This is a genomic window from Pseudooctadecabacter sp., assembly GCF_020627745.1.
GTDB lineage: Bacteria > Pseudomonadota > Alphaproteobacteria > Rhodobacterales > Rhodobacteraceae > Octadecabacter.
The window spans coordinates 1-17,728 of the sequence record NZ_JAHDGE010000048.1; the positions used below are offsets into that span (position 1 = coordinate 1).

Genomic DNA, 17,728 nt, shown 5'->3' on the forward strand with positions numbered 1-17,728 from the left:
CCCCCGCCCGCCGCAGGCGCATAAACAGCCCTTATGTTATATGCAGTTGGCGATATTCACGGCTTCACCGATCAGTTGGATCGCGCTTTGAAGCTGATCGAAAAGGACGGGGGCCAGGAGGCCCCTGTCGTCTTCCTGGGCGACTACGTGGACCGCGGCCCGGACGGCAAAGGCGTCATTCAACGCCTTATGGATGGACAGGCCGCAGGGCGGCCCTGGACCTGTCTGATCGGCAATCATGACCTGATGTTCTGGCGGTTTGTCACCAGTGGCATCTGGCAGGACCGGATGATCAAATCCGGCAAAGGGTGGCTGCACCACCGGCTGGGCGGCAACACGACAACCATGTCCTATCGGCCCGACCTGTCTATCCCGGACGGGATAGACCCGGTCACCGACGCTGATCGCAGCTGGCTGCAACCCATGTTACAACAGGCCGTCCCGCAGGCGCATCTGGACTGGATCGCCAACGGGCCGCGCTATCACCACGCAGCGGGGCATCTTTTTGTCCATGCCGGCATCCGCCCCGATGTCGCGATGAAAGACCAGACCGAAGAAGATCTTGTCTGGATCCGTGAAGGCTGGATTGATAACGAGGATGATCACGGCATTATGGTGGTTCACGGCCACACCGCGCTGGATTTCCCGGAACATCTGGGCAACCGCATCAACCTCGACAGCGGGGCAGGCTATGGCCGCACGCTGGTGCCTGCGGTGCTGGAGGACGGCATCTGGTACACGCTGGATGAAACGGGCCGCACGCTGCTGTCTCCTCAGAGGTTGAACCCCAACCGGTGACGGATGTGCCTGTCTGACGTCGGCGCGAATGTCTTGAGGTGGGCAAACCCCTGCCCCTCCCAAAAGGCGCGACCTTTGGGGTTTTCGTCCAGCACGGCGATCAAAAGACGGGTCGCCCCGCGGGCGCTGGCGGTCTGTTTGATGTGGTTGACCGTGCGGGTGCCCAGGCCACAACCGCGATGCGCGGGGTCGAAGATCATAAGGCCGATGTAGCAATCGGTTGGATCGGGAAAGCCGAACAGAAAGCCGGCCACCCCGACCAGCCGCCCGTCCATCTCCATCCCCAGATGATGCGTGTTCTCAAGCGGCACGGTGGGGGGACGATCGGTGAAGAATTCCGCGATGGTCGCATCCGTCGGCGGATGTCCGTTTTCCAGCATGACATAATCCGCCGCCGCATCGAACACGCGGCGGACACGCGCGGCATCGGCGGGATATGTCAGCGGAACGATCTGCATGGCCCGATGCTAGGGGGTGATGACATCCGGCGAAAGACCTTTACCGGTGGTGGCGCTGCCCTGCGTCCGCTAAGCATCCCCCATGGGCGTGAGTTTTGATACATTGGGCGGAATGCTGGACCACGGGTATGACACGGTCATCGACGTGCGCTCGCCTGCAGAATTTGCCGAAGACCATGTGCCCGGTGCCCTCAACCTGCCCGCGCTAAGCAATGCGGAACGGGCGGAGGTCGGGACGATCTATGTGCAGGACGACCCGTTCAAGGCGCGCAAGATCGGGGCTGCGCTTGTGGCGCGCAATGTGGCGGCCCATCTGCAGGGGCCTTTGGCCGACAAGGACGGCGGCTGGCGGCCTTTGGTCTACTGCTGGCGCGGCGGGCAACGGTCCGGATCGTTTGCGTCAATCCTGCAACAGATCGGATGGCGTGCGGATGTGGTGACGGGCGGCTATCAGACGTTTCGCGGGCTGGTGCATGGGGTCGCCTATGACGCGCCGGTATCCCATCGGCTGATCCTGCTGGATGGCAACACCGGCACCGGCAAAACAGATGTTTTGCTGCGCTTGGCAAAGCTTGGCGTGCAGGTGATTGATCTTGAGGGTCTGGCCAACCATCGCGGGTCGCTTCTGGGCGAACAGGCGGGCGGGCAACCGGCGCAAAAAGCCTTTGAAACGCGGGTGGCCTGCGCCCTTGCATCGCTTGACCCAGACCGACCCACCCTTATCGAGGCGGAAAGCAGCAAGGTCGGGGACAGGATCATTCCGCCGACCCTGTGGGCCGCGATGAAAGGTGCACCTCGCATCACGATTGACGCGCCATTGGCAGCACGGGCGGCTTTTCTGGCGGAGGCCTACCGCGATATGGTTGCGGATCAGGCAACCTTTGCCGCCAAGCTGAACATCTTGCGAAGACACCGCGGCAAACGGGTCGACCACTGGCTGGACCTGTTGGCGCAGGATGATGTGGAGGGGTTGGCCGCAGCCCTGATGGAGGATCATTACGATCCGTCCTACCGCGCCGCGCGGGCGCGCCACGATCCGCAGGTTCTGCACCGGTTCGAGGTTGCGGACCTGTCGCAGACGTCCCGTCAGCGACTGGCCGAGGATATTGCAGCCACCTTGGGTTAGGCGAACGTGACGCCGGTGGTGTCCGTGATCTCTCCGATCCGATGAAAACCGTCCGTTGGCCGCAGATGAGTCGCCACATCAGGGGGCACAGCGGCCAGCAACCCGCCCCCCGTTTGCGGATCAAACATCAGTGCCGCGCGTGCCGTGTCCGGTGCGAATACCCCTTCAATCTGGCGATTGTCTGGATAAAGGCTGGACCGCACGCCATGCTTTGCCAGATCAAGCGCGCCTTGCATCAGGGGTACGTCTTTCAACCGCACCACAGCCCCCACACCGGAGGCTGTGCACATCCCCGCCAGATGACCGGCAAGGCCAAAGCCCGTCACATCCGTCATGGCGTGCGCCGCCTGCAAGGCCGCTGCAGCGTCGCCTTGGGGGTGCTGCATGGCCTTCAGACAGGCCATAACATCAGCCCCGCGTGCAAGGCGGCGCATTTCAGCGGCCATGATCGTGCCGGACCCGAGGGGTTTGGTCAGGATCAGCGCATCCCCCGGCTTTGCCCCGGCAAGCGTGATCGGGTTCGTGTCGCACAGCCCCGTGATGCTGAGCCCGATGGTGAGGCTATCGCCCATGGTCGTGTGCCCGCCCACCAGCGCGGCACCGGCATCCCCCAATGACTCTGCCACGGTCGACGTGATTTCAGCGACCGTGCGGGCCTGAAGGTCGGCGGTCATGCGCGGCAGGATCAGGGTGAGCGTTGCGGCCTGCGGGGCGGCCCCCATGGCCCAGATGTCGCCCAGCGCGTGGACCGTCGCAATACGCGCCATGATGACAGGATCGTCCGTTACGGCGCTTAGATGATCGGTGGTGAGGACCTGACGCTGCCCCCCCACGGTCAGCAAGGCCGCATCGTCGCCGGGCAGCGTGGTTACGTCCGTGCGCGTAGTTGCGGGCAGCTGACCCAGCGCCGATCGCAACGCATTGCGCCCGACCTTGGCACCACAGCCGCCGCAGAGGGGCGCGTTGCCCAGCGCCTCAGCCACGCCGGTGGCGGTGCGCAGGGGCAGGTCGGTTTCCATCTGCGGCAGATCGTCAAACTGGGTCATGAACGTGCGGTCGATCCGGTCTTTCCAGCGCCACAGCAGTTTGCCACGGCGGGCCGTGCCCAGCTTTTCCGCCAGCGCAGTCTTACCGCCCAGAGAAATCAGTTTGAGGTAGTCCTTTTGCGGCCTGAACGCCCGCAGCGGCCTGTCTGACAGCCGCGCGCGCAGATTGTCGTAAAGGTACGGGGCCTCACGCACCGCGAAGACGCCTGCCTTGGGCCGCGGATCGTGGCTGAGGTGGGCGCAATCGCCCACGGCAAAGACATCAGGGTCGGAGGTTTGCAGGGTCGGGCCGACGGTCAGGAACCCGTCATGCAAGTCCAACCCGATGTCCGCGATCCAGTCGTGGGGCCGCGCACCGGCCGCGCCGGTGGTGAATTCGGACGCGATGGTGCGCCCATCGGCCAGACACACGCCGTGGGCCACCACTTCGATCACGTCCGCGTCCTCAACACAGGTCACGCCCAGTTCGGACAGCGCGGCCATCAAGCGGCTGCGGGCAGGCGGGTTGAATCCATCGAGGACACGGCCACGGTCGATCAGCGACACTTCGGGCGTGCGGTCGCGCAGGGCGTGGGCCATGGCCATGGCAAGCTCTGCCCCCGCAACGCCGCCGCCGATGACAGCGACTTTGGGCTGTTTGGCCGTCGCGCGGAAGGCGTCCCAGCGGGTTGCGAACGTGCCAAGGGGTTTGGCGGGGATGCCGTGATGGGCAAAGCCGGGCAAACGCGGCATTTCGGACGTGATGCCCACGTCAATCGCGGCCACGTCATAGGCCACCGGAGGACGGTTTGGCACGGTGATCGTCTTGGCCGCAGGGTCCATCGTCACCGCCCTGCCGTTGATCAACCGCGCGCCTGCGAACCGCGCCAGTTTCACCAGATCAATGTCCAATTCATCCCGCGTGTAATGCCCTGCGACAAAGCCCGGCAACATCCCCGAATAAGGCGCCGTGGGGCCGGGATTGATGACCGTCAGGCGCACGCCGGGCAGCGGGTTCATCCCCCACGATCGCAACACCAGCGCATGGGTGTGGCCGCCGCCGATCAGGACAAGGTCACGGGTGAAGGGGATCTGTTGTTTCATATGCCCCCAATAGCGGCTTGCGCGCGCCATGGCGATACATTCCAAATCACGGATGTGTCAGTCGTAACCGGTCATTTCCAGATAGCCGCGTCCGGTGTGGCTGCCGGTGATGGTCACCGGCCCTTCCCAATAGGGCACGGAGGTGTCCATCCATGCCTGTGGGTTGATCGCATCCACTGTCACATCGACCCCACGATCGGGCAGGCGCACCTGCCAGCGGGTCGGCACATCGCGCCCGTCCACGTCCGTGGTCGCCAGCGGTTCCGCCTGAAATGCGCCGTCGGGATAGGGGGTCGTCTGACCCTCTGGCGTGATCCACGTGGCAGCGGTGTAGTGGGTTCCGTCCGTTTGGCGCAGGCGGAACCCCATCAGTTTGCCGTCCCCCAGTGACAGGGAAAACCAATCCCAACCGGTCTGATCCTCGGACAGGGGTTGGGAGGACCATTCGCGGTCCAGCCAAGCCTGCCCCGTTACGGCCACGTCGCCGGTGGGCAGGGCCAACGTACCTTCGATATCGTAGAACGGTTGCGAATAGTAATAACTGGCCTGACCTTCGGCGGATTTGACGGAATAGCCGTCGTCGCCATGAAACACCAAAGGGCCTTGGGCGGTCAGGGCCATGTCGTAGGCAAAATCGGGACCGCTGGCGGTCATCGTCAGGGTGTCGAAATCGGGGCCGGCCAACTGCCAGTCGTCGATCCATGCCTCAAACGGATCGGGCGTGACCCCGGCCTGTCCGATGCCCCCGCGCGACAGGCGTTCGGTGACAAAATGCGCATCGGGCGTGGTCACGGCGGCATGGCCCATCCAGAGTTGCGGTGAGGACCAGCCGTCGCCCTGCCCCGGTGCCAGCGCGGTGCGGAACAGCGTCCATTGCAGGCCGTAGTCTGTGCCGTCGGCATCCTGCAGGTTCGCCGTCAGATACCACCATTCGATGCGGTAATCGGGGTGCGGGCCGTGGTCTTTAGGAAAGTCGAAGATCGCGGGGCGTTGGGGCGTGGCGAAATCCTCCGTCGCGGTGCCAAGGCCTGCGAAGCCTTGGGCGGACAACAACGAGGGGATCAAGAGAAGGAAAGCGAGGAGTCTAGCGTTCATTGGAAAACACCTTGAGCAGATCGGCAGGCCGTGTGCGGGCCAGTTTGCGGGCGGGCCAGAGCGCGGCCAGAACGGCCGCCAGTACGGCAAAGACCGCCAGCCGCGCGTAGTCCCACGGAAAGAGAAACATCGGCAGACGCCAGCCAAACGCCTCAACATTCACGACGGCCAGCAATGTCCATGCCAGCGCCAGACCCAGCGGCAGGGCCAGCGCCGCCGTGAGCAAGGCCAGCAACACGGCACGCAGGATTTCGACCCGCCCCAGTCGCGCGCGCGTCAGCCCCTGTGCCCAGACGGGGGCGAGCTGTGGCAGGCGCATGGTGGCGAGGGTCAGGAGGCTCATGAGAATGGCAAATCCCGCCACGGCAAGGGTCAGCACGTTAAGAGCGCCGGTGACGGTGAAGGTGCGGTCGAAGACCTCCAACGAGAACGCCTTGATGCCTGCCTGATTGATCATGTTCGCCTCCGCCAGACCGAAGTCATCGCGCAGGGCGATGGACAGGGGCGTGACATCGGCGGGGTCCATACGGACGCCGAAGCGCAGGGGGGTGATATCGGGGAACAGCGCCTCGAACGTGGCTTCGGTGATGAGGGCCTGCCCGATGGGGTTGCCATAATCGCCGTAGATGCCCAGCACCTCAAACGCGGTGCCGCCGATGGTGACGGTGTCGCCGATGGCGATGTCGGCACGACGGGCGAGTTGTTCATTGATCGCTGTGCCCTCCCCTGCCTCGATCCGAGGCCAAGCGTCTGGGGCGGATTGCAGGAACAGCCAGTTGTCGCGGTAGGTGGCGTGTGGGGTGGGGCCGAACACCTCGGACGGGATATCGCGGATGTCCTGATTGGCCGATTGGATGGGCAGGATTTTGTCAACGCGGGGGGCAAGGTATTCGCGCAGGGCGGCGGCCTGTTCGGCATCGTCCGCGTAGACGTAGAATTCGGATGCCAGCCGTTGATCCAGAAAGCCGGTGAACGTCAGGCGGAAGGAACTGACCATGGTCGACACGCCCACATTTGCCGCCATGGCCAGCAGCAGCGCCATCAGCGCCAGCGACAGACCGGGCAGCTGTTGGCGGGTGTCGGCCCAGAACCATTCCGCCATGACCGACCGCGCGCGGGAGGCCCCGAAGGCCAGCACACGGTCAAGGATCAGGGGTAGCGCCAGTGCCGCGCCGATCAGCAATGCGGCCAGCATTCCGAAACCAGCCACCAACCCGTCGGCGGCCCACGCCAGCAGGCCTGCCAAGGCCAGCAATGCCACCGCCGCCACCGCCTGCCAGATGCGGCCGCGTCCCGCCTGCATCGCCCAAGCACGCGGTCGGGCCGAGGCCAGCAGCGGCATCCGCGCCAGTTTCCAAAGCGATGCGGAGGCCGCAAGGCCGGTGCCGCCCACTGCAATCGCCAGCCCCGACAGCCACCATTCGGGCCGCAGTTGCAAGGTGCCCGACACCGATGCGCCATAAAGGCCCGACAGGGTGGCCGCGACGTCCGGCAGCAAGGCAGCGGCGACGATATAGCCCAGCCCGACGCCGATGGCCCCCGCGATGACCGACAGCACCAACAGCTCCGCCGCGATCAGGGCGACCAGCCGGCGCAGGGGAAACCCCAGCGCCCGCAGGGTGCGGATCACGGGGCGGCGTTGTTCGAACGCCAGCCCGATGGCGCCTTGGACGATGAAAATGCCCACCGCAAACGACAGCAACCCGAAGGCTGTAAGGTTCAGGTGAAAACTGTCCGTCAGCCGCGCCACATCCGATCCGGCCTGCGGCGGACGCAAGGTGAGGTCGGGGGCGATGTCGGCCAGCGGTGGCTGGGTGACGGGCTGGATCGGGGCCACGATCAGGCGGCTGAGCTGTCCGTCAAGACCCAGCAGACGTTGCGCTGTGCCCACGTCGGTCAGGATCACGCCGGGGGCCACATCGGGGGCGGCGCGGGTGGTGACATCGACGGGCGGCAGACGGTCAAGCGTGTCTTGGGTGGCGAACAACACGCCGTTCAACATCACCTCAACCGTCAGATCCCCGTTGCTGAGGTCTACGGGGCCAAGCCCGCCGGGGGCGGTCAACACATCGAGGCCAATCAGGCGGATGCCATCCAGACGGCCTTCGGTCACGGGGCTGACCTGCCATCCGGCGCGGCGCAGGGCCACGTAGGTGGCCTGATCAATGGTGCCGCTGGGGTGGGTGATCTGCGCGAACTGGCCTTCGCCCAAGGTCTCGGCCGCCGCATCATAGGAGGCGCGGGCCTCGGCGTTCACGGCCTGCACGCCGGACCACAGGGCTGTCGCCAGGGACAGCCCCACAATCAGCGTGAACAGCTGCATCGGGTTGCGCCGCCAGTGCGACAGCAGCGCCAAAAGGCCCGTGCGGGTCATGCCACCTGACCTGCGCGCAGGTGCAGTCGGCGGCCCATCCGCGCGGCCAGCCGTTCGGAATGTGTGACCATCAGCAATGCCGCATTGGTTTCTGCCACCAGTTCAAGCATCAGCGACATGACGTTGTCCGCTGTCGCCTCATCCAGATTGCCGGTGGGTTCGTCGGCCAGCACCAGTTTCGGTTTGGCCGCCAGCGTGCGCGCAATGGCCACCCGTTGTTGTTGACCGCCTGACAGCTGTTCAGGGTATTTGGTCAACTGCGCGGTCAGGCCCATGCGGTTTGCCAGACTATCATTCCACGCACGATCCTCGCGTCCGGCCAGACGCGCCTGAAACGCGATATTTGAGGCCACGGTAAGGGAGGGGATCAGGTTAAACTGTTGAAAGATAACGCCGACACTGTCGCGCCGTACGGCGGCACGGCCCGCATCGTCAAGGCCCCCTATGTCCGTCCCGTCGATTTCAACCGTGCCGCCATCCGGCTGATCCAGCCCCCCCACCAGATGCAAAAGCGTGCTTTTGCCGCTGCCGGATTCGCCGGTCAGAGCGAGGGTTTCGCCTGCGCCCATGGACATGCTGATGCCGTTCAGGACTGTGATGTCACCGTCCGGTCCGGGATAGGTTTTGGTCAGGTCGGTGACGGTAAGAAGCATGGGGTTGTCCGTTTTTGTGCGGGCTTGCCAACTATCTAGCGGGACCCGAGAATAGAAAAAGGGGTCGGTACGCGGTGTTTCGCCGCGACGTCAGGCTTGGGGCAGCGTGCGGTGCGGGTCTAGGGTGGGATATTGGTTAACAGGAGGCCCCCCATGTCCGACATCGTCATTCTGTCCGGCGCACGCACCGCCATTGGCACATTTGGCGGATCCCTCGCCGGGACGACGCCCATTGATCTGGGCACGGCCGTCAGCGCCGCTGCGCTGGAACGGGGCGGGGTAGCGCCCGAGCAGATCGGCCATGTGGTCTTTGGTCATGTGATCAACACCGAACCGCGCGATATGTACCTGAGCCGCGTGGCGGCTATGGGGGCGGGTGTGCCGGACAGCGTGCCTGCGATGAATGTGAACCGGCTGTGCGGGTCCGGCGTGCAAGCGATTGTGTCGGTTATTCAATCGCTTATGTTGGGGGATGCGGAGTTTGGTCTGGCTGGCGGGGCTGAGAATATGAGCCGGTCCCCGTTCATTCTTCCCGATGCACGCTGGGGTGCGAAGATGGGCGATGTGGGCGCCAAGGACATGATGCTGGGGGCGCTGAACTGCCCCTTTGGCACGGGCCACATGGGGGTGACAGCCGAGAACGTGGCCGCCGAACATGGCGTCACCCGTGAGGCGCAGGACGCCTTTGCCGTGACATCGCAAGACCGCGCTGCGGCGGCGATCGAGGCGGGGTATTTTGACGATCAGATCGTGCCGATTATGGTTAAGCACCGACGTGAGATGGTTGAGTTCAAGGTGGACGAACACCCCAAGGCGACGACGGCGGACACCCTCGCGGGTTTGCGACCGGTGTTTCAGAAAGACGGGACTGTCACGGCGGGGAACGCATCGGGGATCAACGACGGGGCGGCGGCGGTCGTCTTGGCGCGCGCCGAGGCCGCCGAGGCAGCTGGGCTGACGCCTAAGTTCCGCGTTCTGGGGTATGCCCACGCGGGTGTGCGGCCCGAGGTTATGGGCATTGGGCCGGTGCCTGCCGTGCAGAACCTGCTGACGAAAACAGGGCTTTCGGTTGGCGATTTCGATGTGATCGAAAGCAACGAAGCCTTCGCGGCACAGGCGCTGGCCGTAAACGCTGAACTGGAGTTGGACCCGGCCCGTGTGAACCCCAACGGGGGCGCGATTGCGCTGGGCCATCCGGTGGGGGCGACGGGTGCGATCATCACCGTCAAGGCGATGTATGAGCTGGAGCGGACGGGCGGCACACGCGCGCTGATCACCATGTGTATTGGTGGTGGTCAGGGTATCGCGCTGGCGATCGAGCGCATCTAAGCCTTTGTCGTGTCGGGATAATCACGGATGAAGGTGAGCTTTCGCGTGCCGTCGCTGAGGTCAGGTGCGAAGGTGTAGCCGCCGGCGTTGAAATCATGCAGGTCACTGACCTGTGTGGCCTGATTTTCGATGATGAAGCGCGCCATGGCGCCGCGGGCGCGTTTGGCAAAGAAGCTGACGATGCGCGGTTTTTGGTCCTTCACCTCCATAAAGACGGGGGTAATGACCTGCAATTTCAACGCCTTACGATCCGCTGCACCAAAGTATTCCTGCGACGCACAGTTGACGAGATATTCCGTCTGCTGGTCCTGCCCCAAAGTGTTCAACGCTTTGGCCAATGTGTCGCCCCAGTAGTCGTAAAGAGACGTGCCGCGCCGGGTTTTCAGGCGGCTGCCCATTTCCAACCGGTAGGGTTGGATCGCGTCCAGAGGCCGCAGAAGACCGTAAAGACCGCTGAGGATACGCAGATGTTTCTGCGCATAATTCAGGTCCTCTTCGGTCAGCGTCTTCGCTTCAAGCCCTTGATATGTATCACCATTAAATGCGAAAGCCGCAGGTTTGGTGATGTCATCCGTCGGGTCATCCTGAAAGGCCCTGAACCTGTCACGGTTCAGGCGCGCAAGGTCATCGGAGATTGACATGAGGTCCTTCAACGCGCCCAGCGTCAGGTTGCGCGAGGTCTTTGCCAGCCGCACCGCATCCGCCTGAAATTCAGGCTGCGTGGCAACGATATCGACAGGGTCCCAATCAAGGGATTTGGCGGGCGAGATGACGGTGAGCATGGGCGATCCTCGGGTCGGTTTTGCCGGTGGTGTGTGGTGGCAAGGTAGATGCAATTGAGGGGAAGTAAACGGCCCGAACGGGCGTATGGTTTGCGTTTGGCAAACGTGTGGCTGGTGGTCTGTCCTAGGCGTGCAGGATGTCCATGAAGGCGGGGCCGAAACGTTCGGCGTATTTCGCGCCGATCAGCCGTTCAAGGGCGGCTGTGTCGCGGGGTTTCTGGCTGGCGACCTTGGCCAGCTGCGCGGCAGAACACGACAGCGGTTTGTCGGTGCCTTCGGGGCCGCGGGCCAGATCGGCCTGTGCCTCAAGCAGTTGATCATAAAGCGTGCCTTCGGTGCGACCGGCGAGTTTCTGGCGTGCGGGGTGCAGCGCCTCGGCCTCGCCATTGATCACCTCAAGAAAGGCCGCGCCGTATTTGTCGAGCTTTTTGGCCCCGACGCCGCCGATGCGCGCCATATCGTCGAGGGTGCGGGGCCGCGTTTCGGCCATTTCGATCAGGGTCCGGTCGTTGAAGATGATGTAGGCGGGGCCGCCTGCCTGTTCGGCAAAAAACCGGCGTTTCGCCTTGAGCGCGGAGAGAAGGGGCGCGTCCTCTTCGCTGACCATTTGTTTGACCTTTGGGCCGGATTTGGCGGCCTTGATCGTGTCGCGGCGCAGCTGGATCGTGGCCTCACCGCGCAGGATGGGGCGGGCGTGGTCTGTCATGCGCAGCGCGCCGTGGCGTTCGGCGTCGGGGCGCATCAGATCGTGGCCCATCATCTGCCGGAAAATCGCCTGCCATTGGACGCGGGAATATTCGCGGCCCACGCCGAAGGTGGGCAGCTGGTCGTGGTTCCACTGACGGACCTTGTCGTTGAGGTTGCCCATGACGATGTCGATGAGGTGCCCCGCGCCGAACCGTTCGTCGGTGCGCAAGGCGGCGGACAGGGCCATGCGCACAGGTTGGGTGCCGTCGAAGACATCGGCGGGTTTGTCGCACAGATCACAATGGCCGCAGGTGTCGGGGGTTTCGCCAAAGTAGGACAGAAGGTTTTGACGGCGGCAGACGAGCGCCTCGGCCAGACCCAAAAGCGCGTTGAGACGCCCATGATCGGCGGCGCGGCGTTCAGGTGGGGCCAAACCTTCGTCGATTTGTTGGCGGCGGTATCGGATGTCGTCGGGGCCGAAAAGGGTCAGGGTTTCGGCCGGTGCGCCGTCGCGGCCAGCGCGGCCGATTTCCTGATAATAGCTTTCGATGGATTTGGGCAGATCGGCATGGGCGACCCAACGGATGTCGGGTTTGTCTATTCCCATGCCAAAGGCGACTGTGGCGCAAACGATCAGCCCGTCTTCCTGTTGAAACCGCCGTTCGACCGCGCGGCGGTCATCGGGGTCCATGCCGCCGTGGTAGTGGCAGGTGGTGTGGCCTGCGTCTGACAGCGCTTTGGCCAGTGTTTCGGTTTTTGCCCGTGTGCCGCAATAGACAATGCCGGCCTGATCCCGGCGGTCCTTGGCAAAGTTCAGGATCTGCGCGCGCGGTCCGTCCTTGGCGGCGAAGGCCAGATGGATGTTGGGGCGGTCAAAGCCATGCAGGAAGGTTTCGGGGGCCTGCCCGTCGAAGAGTTTCTGCACGATCTCGGCGCGGGTTTCTTCGTCCGCCGTCGCGGTAAAGGCGGCCAGTGGCACGTCCAGCGACCGGCGCAGATCACCGATGCGCAGATAGTCCGGGCGGAAATCGTGGCCCCATTGGGATACGCAATGCGCCTCGTCCACGGCGATCAATCCGACGCCGATTTGCCGCAGCATATGTTGCGCGCCGTTGGACGCCAGCCGTTCGGGCGCGAGGTAGAGGAGTTTGCAGCTGCCCGCGCGCAGGGCGGCATGGGCGGCGTCTGTTTCATCTTCGGTGTTGCCGGAGGTCAGGGCATGGGCCTCAACCCCGTTTTCACGCAGGAAGCGGACCTGATCACGCATGAGTGCGATAAGGGGTGAGATGACGATGGTGACCCCGTCGCGCACAAGTGCAGGCAGTTGAAAACATAGAGATTTTCCGCCACCCGTGGGCATGATCGCAAGGGTGTTTTTGCCATCGGTGACGGCCTGCACAATATCTTGCTGGCCCGGACGGAAACCGTCAAAGCCGAAGACGTCGCGGAGGAGTGTGGCAGCACTCATGCGGGGACCTTGCCTGTGATGTTCTTAAATGCTCGTTAACGGCTAAAGAATCACAGGCGCGGGTCCGGTGCAAGTCAGGTGAAGGCGGCGTAGTTGTTGATCAGAATGATGCGCAGGGCGGAAATGGCCAGAAGCGCGACCAGCGGCGACAGATCAAGCCCGCCCATTTGCGGCAGGATGCGCCGGATCGGGCCATAGATCGGTTCCAGCAAGCGGCTGAGGCCGTACCAGATTTGTCCGACCAGTTGCTGGCGCACATTCAACACCTGAAACTGGATCAGCCACGACATGATGAAATGCGCGATGATGATGTAATAGACGAGGTCGAGGACCATCATCAGAATCTGGAACAGGGATTGCATGGGCGGTGTCCTTTGGTCGTTTCACCGCAGGTAAGCACGGATGGGTTAAAGGGCAATGACTTTCCGTAGCGTTATGGGTTGACGCGCACGTCACCTGACGCAGGTTAGCGGCATGTACCCATTTCTTCGCCTTGGCTGGACTTTATTTGCGTCGCGTCGGTTGCCCCCGATGGACCCGTTGGAGATGCATGTGTCGCAGCACTGGGCGCGGCCCAGCGATTGCGATATTTTCCTTGAGATGAACAACGGGCGGATTTTGACGCTGTACGAATTCGGGCGGTTTCAGGCGTCGGTCCGGATGGGGCTTTGGGCGCTGTTGAAAAAGCGTAAGTGGGGGTTTGCGGTGGCGGGCACGTCGATCCGGTATCGCAAGCGGATCACGCCCTTTGAGCGCTATGAAATGCGCACCAAGATTGCCACGTGGGATGACCGGTTCGTCTACATCGAACAGGGCATGTTCAAGCGGTCAGGCGAATGTGCCAGCCATGTTCTGTTCCGCACGGCGGTGGTCAAGGGCGGGCGCGCGGTGCCCACGGCGGAGGTGACCCGGGCACTGGGGATCACGACGCCCCGCCCCGTTCCGGCCCCGTGGGTGCAAAACTGGATCGACGCGGAGGCCACGCGCATCTGGCCGCCGGAGTTGTAGGCCCCTTTTTCGTTGCCACAGCGCGGCTTTGCCTGTCTTAATCCCTGCCAATAAGGGAGCAGGGATATGGCAGCGGTATCGAAGAGACGGATTTGGGGTTGGATGGCGTTCGATTGGGCGTCGCAGCCGTTTTATACATTGGGTCTGACGTTCATTTTCGGGCCCTATTTTGCCGCCGTTGCGGCGGAATATTTCCTGAATTCCGGCATGGACAGCGGCGCGGCCAAGGCGCAGGCGCAGGCGATGTGGTCGGGTGGGCAGACGGTGTCGGGGCTGTTCATCGCTTTTACCGCGCCGTTCCTTGGGGCCTTTGCGGACAATTCGGGGCGCAAGATCCCGTGGATCGCGTTCTTTTCGGTGGTGTTCGTGCTTGCGGCGTCATCGCTGTGGATGTTGCAGCCCGATGGCACGAACCTGTTTCTGGTACTTGTGCTGTTTTACGTGGGCTTTGTGGCGTCTGAATCGGCGCTGAATTTCATCAACGCGATCCTGCCCAGCCTTGGGACCAAGGATGAGGTCGGGCGGATTTCCGGGTCAGGTGCGGCCTTTGGCTATTGGGGCGGTGTGGTGTCGCTGGCGATCATGTTGCTTTTGTTCGTGGAACAGGACAACGGGCGCACGATTTTTGTAGAGCTTGAACCTGCGTTTGGCCTGAACCCTGACGAGAAAGAGGGCACGCGGTTCGTGGGGCCGTTCATCGCTGCGTGGTTCGCCCTGTTCATGGTGCCGTTTTTCCTGTGGGTGCGGGATGATCCGAATGCGGGTGGCAAACGGACGGACATCAAGGCAGTTGCGGGCGATCTGTGGGGCACGCTCAAATCGGTAGCCCAACGCAAGAGCCTGCTGAATTTCCTACTCGGGTCGATGTTTTACCGCGATGCGTTGAATGCGCTTTATGCCTTTGGCGGGGTCTATGCGGCGCTGGTGCTGGATTGGTCCGTGACCCAGATCGGCGTCTTCGGTGTCGTGGCCGCGATTGCGGCGGCGGTGACCACGTGGATTGCCGGATTGGCGGACAAACGGTTCGGGCCGAAACCCGTGATCCGTGTGGCCGTGTGGTGCCTTATTCTGGTGTCCGTCACGATCATCTTTATGTCGCGCGAACAACTGTTCTGGGTGGCCTTGCCCATCGGGTCAAGCGTACCGGACACGGTGTTCTACGTCTGCGGGGCCGTGATCGGTGGCGCAGGCGGGGCCGTCTATTCGGCCAGCCGGTCGATGATGGTGCGCCACACGCACCCGGACCGCCCGGCAGAGGCCTTTGGGCTGTTCGCATTGTCCGGCAAGGCCACGGCCTTTCTGGCCCCCGCAGGGATAACCCTGTTCACGTGGCTGACGGGCAGCCCGCAACTTGGCTTCCTGCCGGTGATCTTTCTATTCCTTCTTGGGTTGGTCTTGCTATGGTGGGTTAAACCACAAGGAGATGCAGACGAATGGGCAGTTTCGTAAAAACCGGCATCCTGATTGCGGCTTTGGCTGTGACGGGGGCCTGTCGCAACAATGACGTGACGCGCGATGTGGACGACGGGCGGCCTGCGGCGACGGTGTCGGCGCAGAATGCGGGCGACAACCGCGTCGCCAAGGAGGTTTTCGGGTATCTGCCCGTCGCCTCGAACCAAAGGTCCGAGGCCATCGGCGGCTATGCCCGCGGGTGTCAGGCCGGTGCGGTGCAACTGCCCGAAACCGGCCCCACATGGCAGGCCATGCGCCTGTCGCGCAACCGCAACTGGGCGCAGCCGGTGACGGTGGATTACGTCCAGGACCTGAGCCGGTTTGCCGCGACCCTGCCCGGATGGGAGGGCCTTTATGTCGGAGACATGAGCCAGCCGCGCGGCGGGCCGATGTTGACGGGTCACGCGTCGCATCAATCGGGCCTCGATATCGACATCTGGATGTTGCAGCCCGACCGGTTGAACCTGTCGCGTCAGGAACGCGAAGATCTGTCGTCGATTTCGATGCGCCGCGAACGTGGGGCGTTCACGAATTCCCGCTGGACCGAAGAGCACATGCGCCTGCTGCGCGAAGCGGCGAGTGATCCGCGCACGGCGCGTATTTTCGTCTTTCCCGGCGCAAAGGTGGCCATGTGCAACTGGGAAACCGGGGATCGGTCATGGCTGAACAAGATCCGGCCATGGTGGGGGCATCACTACCATTTCCACGTGCGTCTGAACTGCCCTGCCGGTGATCGCGCCTGTGAGGATCAGGCCCCGCCCCCGCCCGGTGACGGCTGTGCCGATGCGCAAGGTTGGGTGGACCGGATTTTGAACCCACCCCCGCCGGACCCCAACGCAACACCTTCGCCGGGCCGTGGCCCGCTGACCATGGCGCGCCTGCCCGCACAATGCCTGAGCGTCGCCAACAGCAACTGAGATTAACCGTTTGACAAGGCACGCCGCGACCGGATACGTCGCGGCGTCTCGCGTGGTGCGGGGCCAAGTGTCCGACTACCTTGTCAAAACGGATTATTGATATGAACAGACTTCTTCCTGGCGTAATCGCCATGGCCGCCGTCGTTGTGGCGTCCAACATCCTTGTGCAGTTTTTGATTCTTGATGGATTGCTCACATGGGGTGCCTTTACCTACCCTCTCGCGTTTCTGGTGACCGATGTGATGAACCGCGTCTATGGCGCGGGACCTGCGCGACGGGTTGTTTTCATTGGCTTTGTAGTGGGCATCATCTGTTCGCTGATCGGCAGCCGGATCATGATTCAAGGCGACGGTTTTGAATTTCCTGCGGTGGCGCTGCGCGTGGCCATCGGGTCCGCGACCGCATTCCTTGTGGCGCAGTTGATTGACGTGGCGATTTTTCAACGTCTGCGGGATGGCGCGTGGTGGCGTGCGCCGCTGGCATCAACCCTGATCGGGTCGACCATCGACACGGCGCTGTTTTTCACCATCGCCTTTTCCGCATCCCTGTCGTTCGGCAAATCCGCCGATGATGAGATCAGCTGGGCGTGGGACAGCGTGCCCTTCCTGCTGACCGGACCGGAGGCCCCGTTGTGGGTGACGTTGGCCGTCGCAGACTGGGGTGTGAAGATCGCCATTGCCTTGATCGCGCTGATCCCGTTCCGCCTGATCGTTGGGCGGTTGCAACAAACCGCATAGATGTCGGCATTTTTCCTTTGGTGATCCCCAGAAGTTGTGTTTTTCTGTCTGTAGGCGAAACAACGAAAGGAGGTGATCCAGTGTCGAGAAAGCATTTGGAGAGAGGTGTCGGGACAACTTTGGAGGCGCGTGTCTAGGGCAGCCCTTGGGCACGAAGAACCAAAGGTGGCGCGCTGATTGCAGCCGGTCCTAACCGACCCCACCTCCGTAACTTTCGGAAGGCCGCGCATCGCTAGCGCGGCCTTCTTCTTTGGCAGACGGGGTGGTAAAGGGGCGCTGCCCCTCGGCCTTGCGGCCTCACCCCGGAGTTTTTGGATCAGAAGAACATGGGACTGCGCATCAACGACAAGATCACGATTGAAGACTGGGAGCTGACGGAGCAGTTCGTGCGGGCGAGCGGGCCTGGCGGGCAGAACGTCAACAAGGTGGCGACGGCGGTGGAATTGCGATTTGAAGCGGCGCGGTCGCCGGCCTTGGCGGGGCCGGTGAAGGCGCGGTTGAAGCGGCTGGCAGGGCGGCGCTGGACCGCGGACGGGGCGCTGGTGCTGTTTGTGCAGGACACGCGGTCGCAGGCGCGTAACCGCGAATTGGCGCGCGAGCGGCTGGCGGAACTGATCCGCGCGGCCTTGGTGGCGCCCAAACGGCGGGTGAAAACGCGGGTGAGTGCGAACCAGAAGCGCAAGCGGGTCGAGGCGAAGAAGAAGCGGGGGGAGGT

At 63.2% G+C, this 17,728-nt stretch carries 16 protein-coding genes; 8 read left to right on the forward strand and 8 right to left on the reverse strand.

The window, feature by feature from the left end:
- Positions 1-33: 33 nt before the first annotated feature.
- Positions 34-798: a metallophosphoesterase gene (locus QZ653_RS13725; RefSeq protein ID WP_296420856.1), complete on the forward strand. Its 765-nt coding sequence runs from the start codon at positions 34-36 to the stop codon at positions 796-798.
- Here the strand turns inward: QZ653_RS13725 and QZ653_RS13730 are convergent.
- The gene (locus tag QZ653_RS13730; RefSeq protein WP_296420858.1) at positions 774-1,256 is read right to left on the reverse strand and encodes a GNAT family N-acetyltransferase; all 483 of its coding nucleotides are present in this window, start codon (positions 1,254-1,256) and stop codon (positions 774-776) included. The genes QZ653_RS13725 and QZ653_RS13730 overlap by 25 nt on opposite strands.
- An 82-nt stretch (positions 1,257-1,338) precedes the next feature.
- On the opposite strand from QZ653_RS13730, the gene mnmH reads away from it, so the two are divergent.
- Positions 1,339-2,382: a tRNA 2-selenouridine(34) synthase MnmH gene (gene mnmH, locus QZ653_RS13735; RefSeq protein WP_296420860.1), complete on the forward strand. Its 1,044-nt coding sequence runs from the start codon at positions 1,339-1,341 to the stop codon at positions 2,380-2,382.
- Here mnmH and selD read toward each other — a convergent pair.
- The 4 genes from selD to QZ653_RS13755 are packed head-to-tail and all read right to left on the reverse strand — an operon-like array spanning position 2,379 to position 8,633.
- Positions 2,379-4,511 (reverse strand): selenide, water dikinase SelD, encoded by a 2,133-nt coding sequence (selD, locus tag QZ653_RS13740; RefSeq protein ID WP_296420862.1) that lies wholly within the window; start codon positions 4,509-4,511, stop codon positions 2,379-2,381. The genes mnmH and selD overlap by 4 nt on opposite strands.
- Positions 4,512-4,568: 57 nt before the next feature.
- On the reverse strand, positions 4,569-5,606 hold the full coding sequence (locus QZ653_RS13745) for a lipocalin-like domain-containing protein (RefSeq protein WP_296420865.1): 1,038 nt from the start codon (positions 5,604-5,606) through the stop codon (positions 4,569-4,571).
- Positions 5,596-7,980 carry an ABC transporter permease gene (locus tag QZ653_RS13750; protein WP_296420867.1) on the reverse strand — a complete coding sequence of 795 codons (2,385 nt, stop codon included), beginning with the start codon at positions 7,978-7,980 and terminating at the stop codon, positions 5,596-5,598. The genes QZ653_RS13745 and QZ653_RS13750 overlap by 11 nt, the downstream gene beginning before the upstream one ends.
- On the reverse strand, positions 7,977-8,633 hold the full coding sequence (locus tag QZ653_RS13755) for an ABC transporter ATP-binding protein (protein ID WP_296420868.1): 657 nt from the start codon (positions 8,631-8,633) through the stop codon (positions 7,977-7,979). Before QZ653_RS13755 ends, QZ653_RS13750 begins: the two co-directional genes overlap by 4 nt.
- Positions 8,634-8,786: 153 nt before the next feature.
- Between QZ653_RS13755 and QZ653_RS13760 the strand changes: the two genes are divergently transcribed.
- Positions 8,787-9,962: an acetyl-CoA C-acyltransferase family protein gene (locus QZ653_RS13760; RefSeq protein WP_296420869.1), complete on the forward strand. Its 1,176-nt coding sequence runs from the start codon at positions 8,787-8,789 to the stop codon at positions 9,960-9,962.
- On the opposite strand, the gene yaaA is transcribed toward QZ653_RS13760, so the two are convergent.
- The 3 genes from yaaA to QZ653_RS13775 form a co-directional block, all read right to left on the reverse strand.
- A complete protein-coding gene (gene yaaA / locus QZ653_RS13765; protein ID WP_296420871.1) occupies positions 9,959-10,744 on the reverse strand; it encodes a peroxide stress protein YaaA in 786 nt (261 codons plus the stop codon). The genes QZ653_RS13760 and yaaA overlap by 4 nt on opposite strands.
- Before the next feature lie 124 nt (positions 10,745-10,868).
- Entirely contained in the window at positions 10,869-12,899 is a 2,031-nt protein-coding gene (gene recQ / locus QZ653_RS13770) for a DNA helicase RecQ (RefSeq protein WP_296420873.1), read from the reverse strand.
- A gap of 74 nt (positions 12,900-12,973) precedes the next feature.
- A complete protein-coding gene (locus QZ653_RS13775; protein WP_296420876.1) occupies positions 12,974-13,261 on the reverse strand; it encodes a YggT family protein in 288 nt (95 codons plus the stop codon).
- 112 nt (positions 13,262-13,373) lie between these two features.
- On the opposite strand from QZ653_RS13775, the gene QZ653_RS13780 reads away from it, so the two are divergent.
- From QZ653_RS13780 to arfB, 5 genes are all read left to right on the forward strand, one after another.
- Positions 13,374-13,907, forward strand: coding sequence for an acyl-CoA thioesterase (locus QZ653_RS13780; RefSeq protein WP_296420877.1), 534 nt, complete (start codon positions 13,374-13,376; stop codon positions 13,905-13,907).
- A gap of 66 nt (positions 13,908-13,973) precedes the next feature.
- Complete coding sequence (locus QZ653_RS13785; RefSeq protein WP_296420880.1) at positions 13,974-15,356, forward strand: MFS transporter; 1,383 nt, start codon at positions 13,974-13,976, stop codon at positions 15,354-15,356.
- Positions 15,341-16,276 carry a penicillin-insensitive murein endopeptidase gene (mepA, locus tag QZ653_RS13790; protein WP_296420882.1) on the forward strand — a complete coding sequence of 312 codons (936 nt, stop codon included), beginning with the start codon at positions 15,341-15,343 and terminating at the stop codon, positions 16,274-16,276. Before QZ653_RS13785 ends, mepA begins: the two co-directional genes overlap by 16 nt.
- Positions 16,277-16,377: 101 nt before the next feature.
- Positions 16,378-17,013: a queuosine precursor transporter gene (locus QZ653_RS13795; protein ID WP_296420884.1), complete on the forward strand. Its 636-nt coding sequence runs from the start codon at positions 16,378-16,380 to the stop codon at positions 17,011-17,013.
- Between the two features lie 326 nt (positions 17,014-17,339).
- Positions 17,340-17,728: alternative ribosome rescue aminoacyl-tRNA hydrolase ArfB (gene arfB, locus QZ653_RS13800; protein ID WP_296420886.1), on the forward strand; the 389-nt coding region annotated here is incomplete at its 3' end.